Source organism: Streptomyces sp. NPDC048353 (genome assembly GCF_055587165.1).
This window is the reverse complement of sequence record NZ_JBVJGU010000006.1, coordinates 169,243-187,844: the sequence shown is the minus strand read 5'-3', so window position 1 is coordinate 187,844 and position 18,602 is coordinate 169,243. Positions and strand designations below refer to the sequence as shown.

Annotated in this window: 13 protein-coding genes and 1 pseudogene; 2 read left to right on the top strand and 12 right to left on the bottom strand. The window is 72.9% G+C overall.

What is annotated here, in order from left to right; genetic code table 11:
• The first annotated feature begins 236 nt into the window (after positions 1 to 236).
• Both ACZ6RC_RS22730 and ACZ6RC_RS22725 read left to right on the top strand, forming a co-directional pair.
• Entirely contained in the window at positions 237 to 1,124 is an 888-nt protein-coding gene (locus tag ACZ6RC_RS22730; RefSeq protein WP_469586123.1) for a hypothetical protein, read from the top strand.
• Between the two features lie 88 nt (positions 1,125 to 1,212).
• Entirely contained in the window at positions 1,213 to 1,479 is a 267-nt protein-coding gene (locus tag ACZ6RC_RS22725; RefSeq protein ID WP_391133319.1) for a hypothetical protein, read from the top strand.
• Positions 1,480 to 1,527: 48 nt separating this feature from the next.
• Here ACZ6RC_RS22725 and ACZ6RC_RS22720 read toward each other — a convergent pair whose 3' ends face one another.
• From ACZ6RC_RS22720 to ACZ6RC_RS22665, 12 genes and pseudogenes are all read right to left on the bottom strand, one after another.
• Entirely contained in the window at positions 1,528 to 3,306 is a 1,779-nt protein-coding gene (locus ACZ6RC_RS22720; RefSeq protein WP_469586119.1) for a glycoside hydrolase family 6 protein, read from the bottom strand.
• The gene (locus ACZ6RC_RS22715; protein ID WP_469586116.1) at positions 3,303 to 4,862 is read right to left on the bottom strand and encodes a cellulase family glycosylhydrolase; all 1,560 of its coding nucleotides are present in this window, start codon (positions 4,860 to 4,862) and stop codon (positions 3,303 to 3,305) included. Before ACZ6RC_RS22715 ends, ACZ6RC_RS22720 begins: the two co-directional genes overlap by 4 nt.
• Positions 4,863 to 5,223: 361 nt before the next feature.
• Positions 5,224 to 8,172 (bottom strand): glycoside hydrolase family 2 TIM barrel-domain containing protein, encoded by a 2,949-nt coding sequence (locus tag ACZ6RC_RS22710; RefSeq protein ID WP_469586113.1) that lies wholly within the window; start codon positions 8,170 to 8,172, stop codon positions 5,224 to 5,226.
• A gap of 264 nt (positions 8,173 to 8,436) precedes the next feature.
• Positions 8,437 to 9,717: a pectate lyase family protein gene (locus ACZ6RC_RS22705; protein WP_469586110.1), complete on the bottom strand. Its 1,281-nt coding sequence runs from the start codon at positions 9,715 to 9,717 to the stop codon at positions 8,437 to 8,439.
• Between the two features lie 112 nt (positions 9,718 to 9,829).
• Entirely contained in the window at positions 9,830 to 11,167 is a 1,338-nt protein-coding gene (locus ACZ6RC_RS22700) for an ABC transporter substrate-binding protein (RefSeq protein WP_469586107.1), read from the bottom strand.
• A gap of 111 nt (positions 11,168 to 11,278) precedes the next feature.
• The gene (locus ACZ6RC_RS22695; protein ID WP_469586105.1) at positions 11,279 to 12,193 is read right to left on the bottom strand and encodes a DUF6807 domain-containing protein; all 915 of its coding nucleotides are present in this window, start codon (positions 12,191 to 12,193) and stop codon (positions 11,279 to 11,281) included.
• Positions 12,190 to 13,437 (bottom strand): Gfo/Idh/MocA family protein, encoded by a 1,248-nt coding sequence (locus ACZ6RC_RS22690; RefSeq protein WP_469586102.1) that lies wholly within the window; start codon positions 13,435 to 13,437, stop codon positions 12,190 to 12,192. The genes ACZ6RC_RS22695 and ACZ6RC_RS22690 overlap by 4 nt, the downstream gene beginning before the upstream one ends.
• A pseudogene (locus ACZ6RC_RS22685) lies at positions 13,434 to 14,304 on the bottom strand (carbohydrate ABC transporter permease). The gene ACZ6RC_RS22690 and the pseudogene ACZ6RC_RS22685 overlap by 4 nt, the downstream one beginning before the upstream one ends.
• A gap of 44 nt (positions 14,305 to 14,348) precedes the next feature.
• Positions 14,349 to 15,275, bottom strand: a complete 927-nt coding sequence (locus ACZ6RC_RS22680) for a carbohydrate ABC transporter permease (RefSeq protein ID WP_391133295.1) — start codon at positions 15,273 to 15,275, stop codon at positions 14,349 to 14,351.
• 60 nt (positions 15,276 to 15,335) lie between these two features.
• Positions 15,336 to 17,057, bottom strand: coding sequence for an L-arabinonate dehydratase (araD, locus tag ACZ6RC_RS22675; protein WP_453617805.1), 1,722 nt, complete (start codon positions 17,055 to 17,057; stop codon positions 15,336 to 15,338).
• Positions 17,054 to 17,962, bottom strand: a complete 909-nt coding sequence (locus ACZ6RC_RS22670) for a dihydrodipicolinate synthase family protein (protein ID WP_391133290.1) — start codon at positions 17,960 to 17,962, stop codon at positions 17,054 to 17,056. Before ACZ6RC_RS22670 ends, araD begins: the two co-directional genes overlap by 4 nt.
• Complete coding sequence (locus ACZ6RC_RS22665) at positions 17,959 to 18,600, bottom strand: GntR family transcriptional regulator (RefSeq protein ID WP_469586097.1); 642 nt, start codon at positions 18,598 to 18,600, stop codon at positions 17,959 to 17,961. The genes ACZ6RC_RS22670 and ACZ6RC_RS22665 overlap by 4 nt, the downstream gene beginning before the upstream one ends.
• Positions 18,601 to 18,602 lie beyond the last annotated feature (2 nt).

Sequence of the window (18,602 nt, the reverse complement as noted above, 5' to 3'; positions counted from 1 at the left end):
CCAGAAGCTAGCCGACGAATGCCCATCAGGGAACGCCTTGCGCCAAGATCGGGAGAAGCGGGCCGGGAAAGGGCAAGAGGTGAACCGGCCAATCAACTCCCGCCGCTCGCATGGGAGTTGCCGCTCTCTGACGAGCGCGCTCCGGGGCGGGACGCGAGCCGGTGCCCGCCGCCCCGAGCCGGGGCGCCCGCGCTCCCCGGCGGGCGGCGGAGCGCCGCATCGACGACAGTGGGGGCGTGGACGTGGATGTGGACGAGGTCGCCTCGGAGCTGTACGGGCTGCTGCCCGCGGAGTTCACCGCCGGCCGGAACGCCGCCGTCGCCCGGGCCCGCGCCGCGGGGGACGCCGACGCGGCACGGCGGATCGCCGACCTGCGCAAGCCCACGCTCGCGGCCTGGGCCTCCACCCTCCTCGTACGGCACAGGCCGGAGGAGACCGAGGGGCTGCTCCAGCTCGGCCGGGCGCTCAGGGAGGCCCACCGGAACCTGGACGGCCCACGCCTGAAGGAGCTCGGCCACCAGCAGCACGCCGTCCTGGCGGCGCTCGCCAGGCAGGCCCGGGACCTCGCCGCCGAGGCCGGCCAGCCGGTGAGCGAGACCGTGGTGCGGGAGATCGAGGAGATCGTGCGCGCCGTCGTCGCCGACGAGGCGGTGGCGGAGCAGTGGTCCACGGGAGTCCTGGAGAAGGCCCCGCAGGCCAGGGTCGGCTTCACCGGCCTTGAACCCGGGCCGGCCGCCGTGCCGAGCCCGCCGGAGCGTGGCGGGACCGCCCGTCCGGAGCAGCCCCAGGACCGGCGGAAGAAGACGGTGAGGGAACGGGAGAGCGAGCGGCGGGAGAGAGCCCGGGAGGAGGAACGGAGGAAGGAGGCGGAGCTGGCGGCGGCCCGGCGGGAGACGGAGCGGCGCGACAAGGAGCTGCGGCGGGCCGAGGAGAGTCGGCGGACGGCCGACCGGCGTCTGTCCCAGGCGGAGGACCGCCTCGCCGATCTGGAACGGCGCCGCCGCGAGGCCGAACAGGCCCGGGACCGGGCACGCGACGACGCCGCAACGGCCGAAGGCCGGGCCGCGGAGGCCGGACGGGCCGCACAGGCCGCGCGGGAGAAGCTGGAGCGCCTCGGGAGCTAGGTCGTGCCTTGTCGATCAGGCCGGGGTCGCGCCGCTCGGTGCGCGACGGGCCGGGCGATTGTCAGTGGTGGATGCGATGCTGCCGGGTATGGACGAGCTGATGAGAGGCCGTGTGTACGGCGCCGACCACGACGACCCCGACCCGGGGCCCAGGCCGGGGCGCGACTACCGGGAATTGGTGGCCGGGCCCCTGGACGGACTGCTCCTCGACGTCACCGGCTGGACCCCGGCGCAGCTCCGGGAGCCGGCCGCCCTGGCGACCGAGATAGGGACGTACGGCCCCGGTGGCCGCGCCCAGTACGGCCCGCGCGATGGCGACCCGCTGCACTGGGACTGGGAGGGCGACGTCCGCTGAGACGCGCCCGCCGGCCCCCGGCCCTGGCGGGACCGGGGGCCGGGTGCGTCACAGCGCCGGGTGGGCGTTCTTCAGCAGCTCCTGGAATTGGGCGGAGAACCACCGGCCCGAGATCGGCGCGTCGGGCAGCGCGCCCGACATGCTGTTGCCGTTGCGCGCGTTCCCGGTGTAGGTCGGATCGCACATCCGGTCGAAGCCCTTGCCCTCGTCGTTCGGGATCTCCTTGCTGGCCCCGTCCGACTCGCCCGGCGGCTTCATCCACACGTACGCGTCGATCCCGGCGGCCGGTGCGGCCTGGGGCCGTTCGCCGAGGCCCGCCCCCGACTGGTTGCACCAGTTCCCGAGGTGGATCCGCCGGTCGTAGCGCCCCCCGTCGACGTACGTGTCGACCGAGGTGCGCGCGCCCGGAGCGGTCGGCCGCGCGGTGCCGCCCCAGCCGTTGCGGGAGGTGTCGATCAGCATCCCGAGCCTCTGATCGAAGCCGAGCGAGACCAGCTTGTCGCGCATCGCCTGGGCGTAGGACAGCTCGTCGACGTAGCGGTTCCAGTCGACCCACTTCGACTGGCGCACCGAGACCCCGTTCACGGAGTCGCCGATGCCGAAGTGGCTCTCCTTCAGCGCGCTGTAGTTGGCGGTGTTCACGATGAAGCCGTGGACGTGGCCGACCGTGGCGCCCTCGGCGGTCGCCGCCTGTTTGAACAGTTCGGCGGAGGCGCCGAAGTTGTCGTCCCAGCCCAGCCAGCCGTGGTGGCCGGCGTCGACGTAGTTGTAGACGTTGGCGATCGAGCCGAGCTTGTTCAGCGCGTAGCCGACGCCCTTGACATAGTTGCCGTTGGCCTTCATCACGTCGCAGTTCGGGGTGGCCGTGGGGCGCCCGGAGACGTTGGTGACCAGGTTGGGCAGGGAGTCGATCTCGACCGTGGTGACGATCCGCAGCCCCGCGTACTTGGGGTCGGCGAGGACGGCGGCGATCGGGTCGATGTACTGCGTCTTGTACCGGTCGATCTCGGTCGGGCCCAGCTCGCCGTTGGACGCGAGCGCGGCACAGTCCCGCCCCGGCAGGTTGTAGATCACCAGCTGGACGACCAGCTCACCGCCGCCCTTCTGCGCCAGGGCGGCGTCGAGGTGGTCGCGCAGGCCCATGCCGCCGTTCGCGCCGCCGATGGCGGCGATGCGGTCGAGCCAGACACCGGTGGGCTGGTTCGAGACCTTCGTCCCGCCGGGCTCGGCGGCGGCCTTCGCCGACCACTCGGGGTTCACGTACACCCGTGCGCCCGCGTACGGGTTGTCGGCCTTGCCGCCGGCCGGCGGCGGTGTCGTGGGCGGGGTGGTCGGGGGAGTGGTGGGCGTGTCGGTCGGCGGGGTGGCGCCGTTGCAGGTGACGCCGTTCAGCCGGAACGTCGCCGGCACCGCGTTCGTACCGCTGTACGACCCGTTGAAGCCGAAGGAGGCCGAACCGCCCGTGGTTAAGGAGCCGTTGTAGGACAGGCTCTTCGCGGTGACGGCCGCCCCGGACTGGGTGATGGCGGCGTTCCAGCCCTGGGTGACCTTCTGGTCGCCGGCGTAGGACCACTCCAGGGTCCACGAGGCCACCGGGTCACCGGTGTTGGTGACGACGACGTCCGCGCCGAAGCCGGTGTTCCACTGGTGGGTGATCCGGTAGTCGACCGTGCAGCCCGCGGCCGCGGCGCCGGCGGTGGAGGTCATCACGGTCGCCGTCGCGCCGGTCGCCGTGATCAGTCCGGCGGCCGCGAGCAGGGCGGTGCGGCCGGAGGTCCGACGGGCCGCGCGGCCGGTCGTGGTGGTGCGGAGGCTTGTGCGGCTCATGTCCGGAGTGCCTTTCCGTTCAGGGCGCGCAGACGGTCGCGCAGCCCGATGCCGAAGGAGGTGGGTGTGCCGTCGTACGAGGTGATCAGGGCCGGGCCCGATGAGCAGTTCCAGGTGTTCCAGGTCCAGCCGAGATACGAGAGGGAGCGGTCGTCGAACCACTTCATGACCCGGTCGATGAAGCCGTGACCGCAGGTGTTCTCACCGATCTCGCCCGCCACCAGGGGGACGCGGGCGGCGACGGGGGCGAGGGCGCCGTCCCAGCACGCCTGGGTGGAACAGGCGTTGAAGTTGTACACGTGCCAGGCCGCCGCGAGATTGCCCGCGGGGTCGGTGGGGGCGTGGGCGAGCCACTGGCTCAGGTCGTTGGAGTACGCGACGCCGGGCACCAGGACGAGGTTGCGGGCCCCGGTCGCGCGGACCGCGTCCAGCAGGTCCTGCATTCCGGCGACCTCGTAGCCGATGCCCGGGCAGGTGCCGCCGTCGCGCCAGCAGGTCCAGGCCTGGCCGGCGGTGGGGGTCGCCCGGTCCGGGTAGGGCTCGTTGAACAGGTCGAAGACCACCCGGCGGTCGTTCTTGAAGGTCTCCGCGACCGAGGTCCAGAACGCCGGTGCGTACCGGGCGCCGGGCATCGGCTTCTGACAGGAGGCGTGGACGTCGGAGCAGCCCGCCGAGTTGCCGGTGTACAGGCCGTGGGTCCAGTGCAGCTCGACGATCGGCGTCATGCCGTGGGCGAGGACGCGTCCGACCAGCCCCTTGACGGCGTCGATGTAGGCGGCGCCGCGGTAGGCGGGGGCGATGTTGTCCAGACCCAGCCAGCACTCCTCGTTGAGGGGGATGCGGACGGTGTCGGCCTCCCACTCCGCGATGGCGCGGACCGAGGCGTCGTCGACGGGGCCGTCGAAGATGCCGTGGCCCTGGACGCACATGAACTCGCCGCCGGACCGGTTGACTCCGAGGAGCCGGCGGGGCGCGCCGTTCTGGTCGACGAGGCGGTTGCCGGCCACGCTCAGCTCCGGCGCGCCCGGGACGGGAGCCGGCGGATCGGGCGGATCCGTGGGGTCGGTGGGGTCGGGGGGATTCGGGGTGGGTGTCGGGGTCGGTGGGGGAGTGGGGTCGGTCGGGTCGGGGCCCGGAGCGACGGCGCAGGCCGATCCGTTGAGCGTGAAGGCCGTGGGCGTGGTGTTGCCGCCCGACCAGCTCGCGAGGAAGCCGGCCGTGACGCGCGCGCCGGTGCCGAGCGAACCGTTCCAGCTCTCGTTGGCCGCCGTGGCCCGGGCGCCGGACTGGGTCCACTTCGCGCCCCAGCCCTGGCCCACCCGCTGGCCGGCCGGTAAGTCGAAGCCGAGGCTCCAACCGTTCAGCGGCGTACTGCCGTTGGTGACGGTCACCGAACCCTGGAAGCCGCCGGCCCATTGGCCGACGACGGCGTACTCGACCGTGCAGGACGGCGCGGCCCCTGCTCCGGAGGCCGTACCGGCCACGGCGAACGCGGTGCTCGCCATCGTGAGCGCCGCTCCGGCGAGCAGCGCGGACAGACGTGGGGGATGTCGCATGAGCGACTCCTTGCAGCGAGGGCGCGTCTCTCACGACGCGCCGACTGACGGAATCGCTCCCACTGGTGGGGCCAGACCGTAGCGGCAACCGCCGCCACGCAAAAGAGGGTGCGGAGAAGTTCCCGGTCCGATGCGTTCGACTCTTCACGCACCTTGACGCCCTCGCGTCCCGTCTGCACAGTGGGAGCGCTCCCACTGGTTCAGTGCTTGCGCACTTCTCTCCGCACGCCCCTTTTCCGAGCCGCGAGGAGAACCACTCTCATGCCCTCTCGTCCGACCCGCGGACCGCGCGGACCAGGAAGAACACCCGGAGTGCGCCCCCTGCCGGCGGAGGCGCGGGCCGTCTACCGTCGGCGGTGGGTCACACGGCGGGCCGGTCGAGCGCCGTGAAGGTGAAGGAGAACGTGGCGGGGGCGGCGAGCAGCCGGTGCGGGGGCAGCACGCCCGGGCCGCAGGAGCCCGAGCCGATCCCCTGCTGGGCATGGTCGAGCCGAAGCCAGACGGTGTCTCCGGGGACGAGATCGCTCCGGTGCTCCGCCGCGTCGAGCTGCTCGTCGGTCCAGCGGCGCGCGGCGAACCAGAACGCGGGATCGCCCTCCACCCGCAGTCCTCCGTGCTCCCCGCTCAGGTCGAGCCACCGGGTGTCGGCCCGGGCGCCGTTCTCCTGCGGACGGACGTACGGGGTGTGGAGCCCGTCCACGGTGGTCTCCCAACGGCCGAGCCGGGCGGCGGCGCGGGTGTCCGGGTAGGCCTCGCCCGGGCCGGCGCCGAACCAGGTGACCCGGTCCAGGGCGGCCGGCAGGCCGAGCCGGACCCCGAGCCGGGGGAGGGGCAGCGGCCAGTCGCCCTCGGGGACGACGCGGACCGTGAGCCGCAGCCGGGTCCCGTCGGAGGTCCAGCGGTACGCGGTGGCGAGTCCCGCGTCCAGGGCGGCGGGCGCCACCCGGGTCCGTACCGTCAGCCCCTCCCCGTCCGTCTCCACCGCGTCGACGCGGTGCCGCAGCCGGTGCAGGCCCGCCTCGCGCCAGCGCGCTCCGTAACACTCGTCCGGCTTCCACCACGCGCCGTTGTCGTTGTCGGTCGGCGCCCGCCAGACGTCGAGGCGCAGTCCGCGGACGGGGATGCCCGCGAGGGAGAGCGGTTCGCCCGTCCGGGCGTCGAAGGACGCCGGGCCGAGCGTGATGAGCCCCGAGGCCGCGCCCGGCCGCGCCCCGAGCACCTCGCGCCGGGTCACGGCCGGTGCGGGGAGCGGGAGTTGGCCCCAGGCGATCTCGTGGCCCATGGGCGCCCAGGCGGTGTCGGCGGCGAGCAGCGCCCGTACGGTCCAGGTCCGCTCCCTCCGCCCCTCCCCGTCTCCGTCGTGCGCGGGCGGAGCGGGCAGGGCGACCTCGGCGCTCTCCCCGGGGGCGAGGGCGGGCACGGCCAGCGGGCCGTCGGCGACGGCCACTCCGTCCACCAGGTACGACCAGGTGAAGGAGAGCCCGGAGAGGTCGACGACGTCGTACAGATTGGTGATCCGCACGGATCCGCCACCCGAGTCGACGCCCGAGCCGCCGCCGGCACCGTCCCCGTCGGCCTTCGAACCGCCCCCGGCCGGTTCGATGCGCACCGGCTCGATCACCTTCTTGTACTCGACCAGGCCGGGCGACGGGGTCCGGTCGGGGAACAGCAGTCCGTCGCAGACGAAGTTGCCGTCGTGCAGCTCCTCGCCGAAGTCGCCGCCGTAGCCGTAGCCGTACTCGGGATGGGCGAGGCCGTGGTCGATCCACTCCCAGACGAAGCCGCCCTGGCAGCGTTCGTACCGCTCGAAGAGCCGCTGGTACTCGGAGAGGCCGCCGGGCCCGTTGCCCATGGCGTGCGCGTACTCGCAGAGGATGAAGGGGAGCGCGCGCCGGGCCTCGGGGCCTTCGTCCTCCCGGCGGCCGATCTCCTCGACCTCGGCGTGCGAGGCGTACATCCGGGAGTAGAGGTCCGTGTCCGCGCAGGACCGGTCGCCTTCGTAGTGGAGGGGCCGTGACGGATCGCGGTCGCGGATCCACGCCGCCATCGCGGTCAGCCCCGCGCCGGTCCCGCACTCGTTGCCGAGCGACCAGATGATCACCGAGGCGTGGTTCTTGTCGCGCTCCACCGTCCGGGCCGCCCGGTCGAGCAGCGCCGGGGTCCAGGAGTCGTCGGCCACCGGATTGCCCCGCCAGCCGAACCGCTGGAAGCCGTGGGTCTCCAGATCGCACTCGTCGATCACCCACAGGCCGTACTCGTCGCACAGGTCCAGGAAGGCGGGATGCGGCGGATAGTGCGAGGTGCGCACCGCGTTGATGTTGTGCCGCTTCATCAGCTCCACGTCCTGGCGCATGGTCGCCGGGTCGAGGCTCCGGCCGGTCTCCGGGTGGAACTCGTGCCGGTTCACCCCGCGGAAGAGGATCCGGCGGCCGTTCACCGTGAGGACTCCGTCCTCGACCAGGACCGTGCGGAACCCGATGCGCAGACGGACGCGTTCGCCGCCGACGGCCAGCTCGCCGTCGTAGAGGCGGGGCGACTCCGCGGACCACGGCTCGACCGCCACCGTCACCGCGTCACCGGTCGCGCCGTCGACGCCCAGCTCCGGCACGACGACCCGTCCCGGCACGTCGCTCTCCACGCGCAGGGTGCCCGTGGCGGTGGTGTGGTCGTACGAGGCGTGCACGAAGAAGTCCCCGACGGCGCCCTCGGGGCGGTGGTGCAGAGTGACGTCCCGGAAGACGCCCGGCAGCCACCACTGGTCCTGGTCCTCCAGATACGAGCCGGACGACCACTGGTGGACCCGGACGGCGAGCACGTTGCCCCGAGGCTTCAGCAGCGCCCCGACCGCGAACTCGTGCGGCAGCCGGGAGCCCTTGAACGTGCCCAGCTCCTCGCCGTTGAGCCACACCCGCGCCGCGGACTCCACGCCGTCGAAGCGCAGCACGGCGCCGCCCTCCTCCGGCCAGCCGTCCGGGAGGTCGAAGCGGCGCAGATGATCGCCGGTGGGGTTCTCGCTGGGGACGCGGGGCGGGTCGACCGGGAAGGGATAGAGGATGTTGGTGTACGCGGGGGAGCCGCGGTCCTTGCCCTGGAGCACCCAGTGGCCGGGGACCGCGATCTCGTCCCAGCCGCCGGAGTCGTACCCCTCGGCGGCGAAGGAGGTGTCCTCGGCGTCGGCGGTGGGGGAGAGCCGGAAGGCCCATGTCCCGTTCAGCGAGAGGGAGACGGCGTCCGAGCGGGCGTACCAGGCGCGGGGCGGCAGGCAGCCGCGGCCGGGGGAGACGTCTTCGTACCAGGGCAGGGAGGACATGAAGCTCCTGCGGGAGAGGACGGAGAGGACACGGAGGACGGCATCCCGTCCATCCCATCCTGACGACTTCCTCCGCACAACCCCGTCGGCGCGCCCGACTGTTGGACTCTTCGCGCCGGGTTGGCCCCTTCACGACGTGGGCTCATCCCGGCCGGACGCCGGACGCCGGACGCCGGACACAGGATGCCGGACGCCGGACGCCGAACCCGGCCGGACGCCGGACGCCGGACCCCGGGGCCGCCCGCTGCCCGGGGGCCCGGGGGATCAGCGCAGCCGGCCCGCGCCCGCGCGGTGCCCGACCAGGGCCGGCACGGCCCTCGGGTGGTCCACCCGGGTGCGGAGCACCGGCGTCCAGCCGGCGTCCCCGCGCAGGGCCTCGTCCGGGAACTCCGCGTTGTGGACGGCCAACAGGTCGACGGGCCGGCCGTTGACGTGATTGTCCGCCGTCGTGACCGGGGAGTCCTTCCACTTCTTCAGGATCTTCCCGGCGCCGACGCCCGTCGGCACCGTGAACGCGTTCTTCTCGGCGACGAGCCGGGACTCCTGTCCGACGCCGAGGCTGTACTGGTATCCGGCCGCCGGCACGACGAAGTGGTTGTTGTACGCGTCGACCTTGCCGAAGCGGACGCGCGGCGCCCGTTCGATCACGTTCTCGAAGAGGTTGTGGTGCAGCGTGACCCGCAGCCTGTCCCGGTCGGTCGCGCCCGCGCTGTCGCTGTTGCCGATCATCAGGGTCTTGTCGTGGTCGGCGAAGACGTTCCAGGAGACGGTCACGAGGTCGGCGCCGCGCACCACGTCCAGTTCGCCGTCGTGCTGCTGGTAGACCTCGCCGTAGTACGAGGGCAGCGAACTGTCCGGGTGCGCGCCGTCCGTGAACGTGTTGTGGTCGATCCACACGTGCGTGGAGCCGTACACCACCATGCTGTCGTACTCGGAGTTCCAGGCGCCGGTCGCGCCGTCCGTCGGATCCCACTGCGGGAAGCAGTCGAGCGGGCTCTCCAGCGTCAGGTTCCGGACCACCACGTTGTCGACGCCCTGGATCTGCAGACTCCCGCCGGTGATCCCGGCGTTCCGGCCGATGCCGATGATCGTCGTGTCGGCGGGGACGTACGCCTTGATCGCCTGGGCCTGCGCCTCGGCGGAGGCCGCCCGCCGTTCCTCCTGCGGACCGCTCACCGGCGTGTCGTACCCCCAGACGGCCGGGTCGTAGTCGGCGAGGTATCGGTCGAAGTCGTATCCGGCGGCCTCGAAGGCCGGGCAGCCGGCGGCGGTCGCGTCCAGCGTCCCCCTGACCTTGACGATCCTCGGGCCGGTGCCGGGGGCGGCGAGCGCGGCTCGCAGCTGCTCCCAGGTGGTGACGGTGAAGACCCGGGAGGGGGTGGCTTCGGCGCCGCCGCTGGTCCCGGCGCCCTCGGAGGCCCATCCGTCCCCGGCGGGGAGGCTCTGCCGGGCCGGATCCGGCCCGGTGTGCGCCGTGGCGGCGGGACCGGTGACGGTCAGGGCGAGGGCGGTCGCGCCCACGGCCCACAGATGTGTATGTCTCACGGTCAGCTCTCCTTGGGTTCGGACCAGGTGATCCACTCGGCGGGGGCCTCGGCCGGGGCGGGCGGGAGGCCCGTCCCGGCCGCGAGCACCGCACGGCGTGCGGGGTCCGGCGTCACTTCTTCTGCGCCTTCCACTCGGCCTGCGCCGCGTTCAGCTGCTCGGCCAGGCCGTCCAGGAACTCCTTGGCCGTGGCCTTGCCCAGCAGCACCTTCTGGAAGGCGGGCTCGTTGTCGGCCTTGGAGATGGTGTTCCAGTCCGGCAGGTAGTACGGCAGCTGCACGATGGCGGCCTTGCCGCCGAACAGGACGTCGGCGGCGAGCTTCGTCGGCTCGGCCTTCCGGATCCAGGCGTCCTCGGCCGCCTCGGTGTGGGCCGGGATGGCGCCGGCCGACTCGTTCCACTTGCTGTTCGAGGCGTGCGAGGCGGCGAACTCGATGAACTTCCAGGCCGCGGCCTTGTTCCTGCTCGACGAGAACAGCCCCAGGCCGTCGACGGGGTGCGAGACCTGGACCCGGGTGCCGTCGTCCCGCGTCGGGTTCGGGATGCCCCGGAACTTCGCCGTGCCGAGGGCCTTCACATGGTCTTTGTACGATCCCAGGTTGTGGTTCAGCATGCCGATCTCGCCGCTGTCCCACTGCGCGACCATCTTGGTGAAGTCGTTGTTGACGTCCGCCGCCGGGGTGTTCTTCTTGAACAGACCGGCGTACTTCTCCAGCGCGGCCACGTTCGCGGGGTCGTTGACCGTGGTCGTGTCGCCGTTCCAGAAGCTCGTGATGCCGCTCTGGCCGTACATGGCGTCCAGCGCCTGGGCGATGGAGCCGGAGCCGCCGCGGATGGTGTAGCCGAACCTGTTCCGGTCCTTGGCCGTGAGCTTGTCGGCGGCGGTGTAGAACGCCGACCAGGTGGTGGGCTCCGCCAGGCCCGCGGCGGCGAAGAGGTCGGTGCGGTAGTAGAGGACGCCGTTGCTCGCCGAGGTCGGGACGGTGAAGAGCCTGCCCTGGCCGCCCGCCGACTTCACGCTCTCGACCATGCCCGCGTTCAGCTTGCCCCGGAGCGAGCTGCCCTCGATCCGGGCGTCCAGTGGTTCCAGGGCGTTCTGGGCGGCGATCCCGGCGAGCATCGCCGCTCCGACACCACCGACGTCCGGCAGGCCGCCGCCCTGGATGGCCGTGTCGTACTTGGACTGCACCTCGGTGGAGGCGATCCCGACGTACGTCACCTCGATGTCGGGGTTCTGCTTCTCGAAGTCCTCGATGATCTCCTTCCAGACGTCGGTGCGGACACCGCCGTTGTTGTCCCAGAAGGTGATCTCTCCCTTGCCCGAACCCTCGTCGCCCTTGTCGCCGCCCGCTCCGCTGCCGTCGTCTCCGCAAGCGGCGGTCAGGGCGAGCACGGTCGTCAGGGCGAGGGCGCGGACGGCTCGGCGCCGTCCGCCACGGGGAATGGTCATCGTCGGCTCTCTTCTCTCGGGTCCTACGCGGGACTTGCGGGGGTGGTGCCGGGGGGTCTTCAGACGTGGGGGAGTACGGGAGGTACGGCTCGGGAGGGTGACGGGCGACGGTCAGGGGGTGCCGGGACCGCGGTGGCCGCTCGTGGCGGGAGCCGTCCCGGGGGTGCGCGTCCCGCCCCGGGCGTCGCTCGCGGTGACCGCCTCGCGGACCAGCGCCGCGGCCTCGGAGCGGCCCAGGCGGCCGTCGGCGACCACGGTGACCACCCGGCGTACGACGCTTCCGCCGGCCTCCACCATCAGCCGCCGGTCAGGGGCCAGCGAGGAGCCGACCCCCGGATACTCGGCGGCCCGGACGAACCACGGATCACGCCGGGTCCGCTCCGTCGCCCCGGCGAACACCAGCGTCCAGCCCGCACCCGCCAGCGCCACCCAGTCGGAGCAGGCACCGTGCACCGCCTCCTCGCCGTCCGCGTCGGCGCTGAACACGGCCGGCGCGGCCGCCTCCTTCGGCGCGCGCCAGAAGAAGCCGCCGTAGGCCGCGCCCGGGCGCCCGTTGGTGGCGGGGCTGCCCACCGAAAGGTCCGCGCCCGAGACGTTGGTGAGGGAGAACGCGACGTCCAGCGCCCACGCCGGGCCGGTCAGCGTCGTCACGGCCACCGTCCGGTGCTCCCGCAGCAGCACGCGGTCCGCCGCCGTCCAGCGCAACACCTGCGCGAATCCGCCAGGACCGCGCCGGACGAATCCGTCGTGCCGCTGCACGCCGTGGTTGTCGAGCACCGTCGGGCCCCGGTCGCGGACGAAGGTGCGCCCGCCCCAGAAGTTGTGCCCCGCCACGTCGGCCACGGCCAGGCCCGCCCCGAGGTGGTGCGGATGGTCCGCGGGCAGCAGCTCGGTGACCCGGACCCCCGCCAGGGTGGTGACGGGGTGCAGATACGGCCGGGGCGCGTGGTCGGCCGACAGCTCGGGCCCGGTGACATAGCGGGCGACCGGACGGCCGGCGCAGCGCAGGACGAGCGCGGGGTTCACCGGACCTCCGCCGCGGCCGCGAGCGCCCAGGGGGCGCCGAGTTCGGAGTAGAGGCCGAGGGTGTCGGCGCTCCGCCCGACGAGGGCGTCGATGCCGGCGACGACCCGGCGCGGCCCGTTCTCCCCGGCCTCGGCGCGCCAGTACGCCTCCGGCAACGGCACGGGGTCGGGGGCCAGCCGGATCGCCTCCACCACCCGCATGAAGGCACCGGTGTCCTCGGGCGGCACGCACAGCGCCTCACCCCGGGTCACGTGCGCTATCAGGTTCTCCAGCAGGTCGGTGCGGCCGTGGACGGTCTCCTCAGGGCCGTGGCCGCCCCGTTGGAGCAGCACCCGGTCCTGCTTGTACCAGAACGTGATCCGGCCCCGGCTGCCGTGGACGAGGACGTACGGTTCCGCCGCCGTCTCGGCGCACAGCGTCGCCGCCACCGTCACCCGGACGCCCCGGGCCGTCACGACCCGCACGCACGAGGTGTCGTCGGCCTCGATCGCGTGGGCGCGCAGCAGCTCCGTCTCGATGCGCTCCACCTCCTCCGCCCGGGTGCTCCCGGCGAGCGCGAGCGCCGTCGCGACGGCGTGCGCCAGCGGATTGGTGAGCGCCCCGTCGACGACGTCGGCCCCGCCCAGACGCCGCCGCCCCGACCACGGCGCGCGCCGGAAGTACGCCTCGTCGCGGACCCAGGCCCCGGCCGCGCCGATGCCGAGGAGTTCGCCGATGGCGCCCTCGGCCACCAGCCGGCGGATCGCGGGGACGGCGTGCGACCCCATCGACTGGAAGCCGATCTGGCAGGCGACCCCCGCCGCCGCCACCCCGTCCGCCATCCGCCGGAACTCCTCGAACGACGGGGCCGGCGGCTTCTCCAGGAGCACGTGGGCGCCTCGGCGGGCGGCGGTCAGCGCCAGGTCGGTGTGGGTCTGGATCGGCGTGCAGACCACCGCGATCCGCGCCCCGGTGGAGGCCAGGAGCGCGTCGAGGTCGGCGGACTGCTCCGGCCCACCGGAGCTCCGGGCGTCAGGCGCGCCCGACTCCCGCGACCGCGGCGCGCCGGAGCCGAGCGGCCCCGCCGCGTCCCGCAGCTCCGCCGCGTCGAGCGGCCGGGGCTCGCAGATCCCGGCCAGCCGGACGAGCCCGAGCCCTTCCAGACGGCGGATGTTGCGCAGGTGCCAGCGGCCGTGGCCGCGCGCGCCGGCCAGGACCAGGGGGAGGGGAGCGGACGCGGGTGCGGGCCCGGAGGTGGCGTTCATCCCTTCACCGCCCCCGCGCTGAACCCGGTGACCAGCCACTTCTGGATGAAAGGCGAACACGATCACGACGGGCACGGCCGCGATGACACCACCGGCGGCGAGCGCCCCCAGGTCGACGCTGTCGGCGCCCATGAGGGTGTTGAGGCCCACCGGGATCGTCTGCTTCTCCTGGCTGCTGAGGAACATCAGCGCGAAGAGGAAGTGGTTCCAGGCATGGACGAAGGCGAAGGAGCCGACGGCGACCAGACCGGGGCGCAGCAGCGGCAGGACCACGATGCGGAACGCCGCGAAACGACCGCAGCCGTCGACCCAGGCGGCCTCCTCCAGGGAGTACGGCACGTTCCTGATGAAGCCGCTGATGAGGATCATCGACAGCGGGAGCTGGAAGACGGTCTCCGCGATGATGACGCTGCCCAGCGAGTTGATCATCCGTAGATTGGCGAAGATCTGGAACAACGGGACCAGCAGCAGCGCCCCCGGGACGAACTGGGAGCAGAGCAGGGCCAGCATGAAGCCCTTCTTGATCCGGAAGTCGAAGCGCGCCAGGGCGTAGCCGCCGGCCAGGGCGACCACGGTGGTCATCACCAGCGTCGCCACGCCGATGAGCAGACTGTTCTGGAAGAAGGTGGCGAAGCCGCGCTCGGTCCACGCCTTCTCGAAGTGCTCGGTGGTCATCGGCCAGGGCACGAGCGAGGTCGAGCCGGCCGGGCGGAGGGCGAAGAGCAGGATCCAGTAGAAGGGGATCAGGGTGAAGAGGAGATACACGCCGAGCGGGAGGTAGATCTGCCAGCGCGGGGCCTCGTCCCAGGCGCGGCGGCGCCGGCGGGTGACGGGCGCCGGGGTGCGCGGCGGCGGACCTCCCGGCACCGTCGCGGGCGCGGTCGGCGCGGTCAACGTGTGTTCCGGGGCCGTCACTTGCTCTCGCCTCCGAACTTGCTCAGGCGCAGATAGACCATCGAGCAGAAGAGAAGGATCACGAACGCGACCGTGGTGAGCGCGGAGGCGTAGCCGAAGTTGTGCGCGTCGACGCTGGTGTTGGCGATGTACAGCGGCAGCGTGGTCGTCTCGCCGGCCGGGCCGCCGCCGGTCAGGGTGTAGAGCAGGTCCACGTTGTTGAACTCCCACACCGCCCGCAGCAGGGTGGAGAGGACGATCGCGTCCTTCAGGTGCGGCAGCGTGATGTGGAGGAACTGCCGCAGCCTGCCCGCACCGTCGACCTCGGCGGCCTCGTACAGGTCCTTCGGCACGGACTGCAGATCGGCGAGGATGAGGATCGCGAAGAACGGCACCCCTCGCCACAGGTCGGCGACGACCACGGCGGGGAAGACGGTGGCCGTGTCGGACAGCCAGGACGTGCCGTACTCCCCGATCCCCAGGTCCGCGAGGTAACGGGTCACACCCGTCTGGGAGTTGTAGAGCAGCACCCAGATGGCGGAGGTCAGGACGCCGGAGACGGCCCACGGCGAGAAGACCAGGGCGCGGCCCACGGCACGGCCGACGAAGGTCTGGTTGACGATCAGCGCGAGGGCCAGGCCGAACAGCAGCTGCAGGGTCACCTCCACGACGACCCACTTGAGGCTGAAGCTCAGCGTGCCCCAGAAGTGCGGGTCGTCGGTGAAGACGCGGACGAAGTTGTCCCAGCCGGCGAAGCCGTTGCGCCAGGGCTTGGTGGGGTTGTAGTGCTGAAGGCTGTAGAAGAAGACGCTGATGACGGGATAGGCGATGAAGCCCAGCATCAGCAGCCCGGCGGGGGCGATGAGCAGATACGGAAGTCGGCGGGGCGCCGCGCCGGTGCGGCGGCTGGGTGCCTTGGGGGGCGGGGTCACGGCTGTGGCCATGACGGCGGCTCCGTTCTCGGGCGCGAGGCGCGTCGCGGGACGGTGTGACAGGGGTGCGGGTCAGCCCGCGTAGGGGTCCGGGGTCGCGCCCGGCCGTGCCAGGAACGCGAAGTCGCAGCCGGTGTCGGCCTGGGTGATCTGCTCGGCGTACAGCGCTCCGTAGCCGCGTTCGTAGCGGACCGGCGGCGGCGTCCACTCCGCCCGCCGGCGCGCCAGCTCCTCCTCCGGTACCTCCAGCCGCAGGGAGCGGCCCGGCACGTCGAGGGTGATCGTGTCGCCGGTACGGACGAGGGCCAGCGGCCCGCCGACGTACGACTCGGGGGCCACGTGCAGCACACAGGTGCCGTAGCTCGTGCCGCTCATCCGGGCATCGGAGATCCGGACCATGTCCCGCACCCCCTGCTCCAGGAGGTGGCGGGGGATCGGCAGCATGCCGTACTCCGGCATGCCCGGGCCCCCCTTGGGCCCCGCGCCCCGCAGGACCAGGACGTGGTCCGCGGTGATGCCGAGCGCGGGATCGTCGATGGTCCGCTGCAGGGTGCGGTAGTCGTCGAAGACGACCGCGGGGCCGGTGTGCTTCCACAGACGCGGCTCGGCGGCGATGTGCTTGATGACGGCGCCGTCCGGGCAGAGGTTGCCCCGGAGCACCGCGACCCCGCCCTCGTCGGCGAGCGGACGGTCCCGCGGGCGGATGACCCGGTCGTCGTGGACCGGCGCACCGCCGAGCTGCTCGCGCAGGGTGGCGTGGGAGACCGTGGGCCGGTCGAGGTGGAGCAGGTCGGTGAGGCGGGAGAGGAAGCCGGGCATCCCGCCGGCGAAGTGGAAGTCCTCCATCAGATAGCGCCCGCCGGGACGGAGATCGGCCAGCACCGGCACCGTGCGGGCGATGCGGTCGAAGTCGTCCAGGGTCAGCCGCACCCCCGAGCGGCCGGCCATGGCGATCAGATGGATCACCGCGTTCGTCGAGCCGCCGAGCGCCAGGACGGCCGCCACCGCGTCCTCGTACGCCTCCCGGGTGAGGATCCGCGACAGCCGCAGGTCCTGCCGTACGAGCTCGACGATCCGCATCCCGGAGGCCGCTGCCATCCGGTCGTGGCCGGAGTCGACCGCCGGGATGGACGAGGCCCCGGGCACCGTCACGCCGAGCGTCTCGGCCGCCGCCGTGAGGGTGGAGGCCGTCCCCATCGTCATGCAGTGACCGGGGGAGCGGGCCAGGCCGTTCTCCAGCTCGGCCATCTCGCAGTCGCCGATCAGGCCCGCCCGCTTGTCGTCCCAGTACTTCCACATGTCCGTGCCGGAGCCGAGGGTCTCGCCCCGCCAGTGCCCCGGCAGCATCGGCCCGGCGGGCACGAAGACCGCCGGCAGGTCCACCGACGCGGCGCCCATCAGCAGCGCGGGCGTCGACTTGTCGCAGCCGCCGAGCAGCACGGCGCCGTCGACGGGGTAGGACCGCAGCAGCTCCTCGGTCTCCATCGCCAGCAGATTGCGGTACAGCATCGGCGTCGGTTTCTGGAACGTCTCCGAGAGCGTGGAGACCGGGAACTCCAGCGGGAAGCCGCCGGCCTGCCAGACCCCCCGCTTCACCGCCTGCGCGCGGTCGCGCAGATGGACGTGGCAGGGATTGATGTCGGACCAGGTGTTGAGGATCGCGACGACCGGCTTGCCCAGGTGCTCCTCGGGGAGGTAACCGAGCTGGCGGGTGCGGGCCCGGTGGCTGAACGAGCGCAGCCCGTCCGTGCCGTACCACTGGTGGCTGCGCAGCTCCTCGGGGCGGCGGCTCACACCGGCCACCCGGCGGCTATCGCGGCGACCTCGGCCCGCGCGGACGGGGGCAGTTCCCGGCTCGGCGGCCGGATGTCGCGGCGGCACAGGCCCAGCGAGGCGAGCGCCTCCTTGACGACGGTGACGTTGTCGGCGCTGCCGTCGGCCGCCCGCAGCTCCTCGAAGCGGCGGATCCGCTCCCACACCTTCATCGCGGCCGGATAGTCGCCGGCCCGCAGCGCGTGCAGCAGTTCGAGGGAGACGGCGGGGGAGACGTTGACCAGACCGGAGGTGAAGCCGGTCGCGCCGCACGCGAAGTAGGCGGGGGCATAGGGCTCGGCGAGACCCGCCACCCAGACGAAACGGTCGAGACCCGCGTCCCGCGCGAAACCGGCGAAGTGCGTGGAGTCCGCGACGGCGTACTTCACCCCGATGACGTTGGGGCACGCCTCGCCGAGCTCCGCGAGCCGGGCGCCGCTCAGCAGCGGACTGCGGATGTACGGGACGACGCCGAGCTCCGGTACGGCCTCGGCGATGGCCCGGTGGTAGTCGACCCAGCCCGCCTCGGAGACGTACGGATGGACCGGCTGGTGCACCATCAGCATCCGCGCGCCGGTGTCCCTCGCGTGCCGGGCCGCCTCGACCGCCGTCGGCACGTCGTGGCCGACCCCGACCAGGACCACACCGCGGTCGCCCGCCTCCTCGACCGTCAACTCCGTGACCCGGCGGCGTTCTTCGGGGGTCAGGGCGTAGAACTCGCCGGTGTTGCCGTTGGGGGTGAGGGTGCGCACGCCGGCGTCGAGGAGCCGGCGCAGCAGCGCGCGGTGGGCCTCGGTGTCGAGTCCGCCCTCGGCGGTGAAGGGGGTGACGGGGATGGCCACGACATCGGCGAGGGCGTCCCTCAGGGGCTCGAACGTCATGGTCACTGGCTCTCCTGGGGGAAGGCGCGCTCGACGAAGGAGGCGATGTGGGCGTGGACCGCCCGGCCCGCGCCGACGATGTCGCCGGCGGCGGCCAGCCGCAGGATCTCCTGGTGCTCGGCCGCCTCGCGCTCCCAGGAGGGTTCGGCGGCCCAGGCGACGGTGGACACGAGGGCGGCCTGGTCGCGGACCTCGTCGAGCATCCGGCCGAGCAGCGGATTGCCGCAGGGGAGGTAGAGCGCGCGGTGGAAGTCCCGGTTGGCCAGGGAGCGTTCGGCCGGGTCCTGGGCGGTGGCCGCCCTGCGCAGCGCGTCCGCGGCCGCGTCGAGCGGTGCGCTCGCGGCGACGGTGCGGCGCACCGCCTCGGGCTCCAGGAGCAGCCGGACGTCGTAGACCTCGCGGGCCATGTCGGCGTCGACCATCCGGACGGTCACGCCCTTGTACTGGCTCATCACGACGAGTCCGCTGCCGGCGAGCGTCTTCAGGGCCTCCCGCACGGGGGTCTTCGACACCCCGAAACGTGCGGCGAGTTCGGTCTCCACCAGGGCCTGGCCGGGGCTCAGGCCGCCGGTGAGGATGTCGTGTTTGATCGCCTCCAGGACGAACTGGGTGCGGGACGGGATGGGGCTGGGGGCGAAGGCCATGA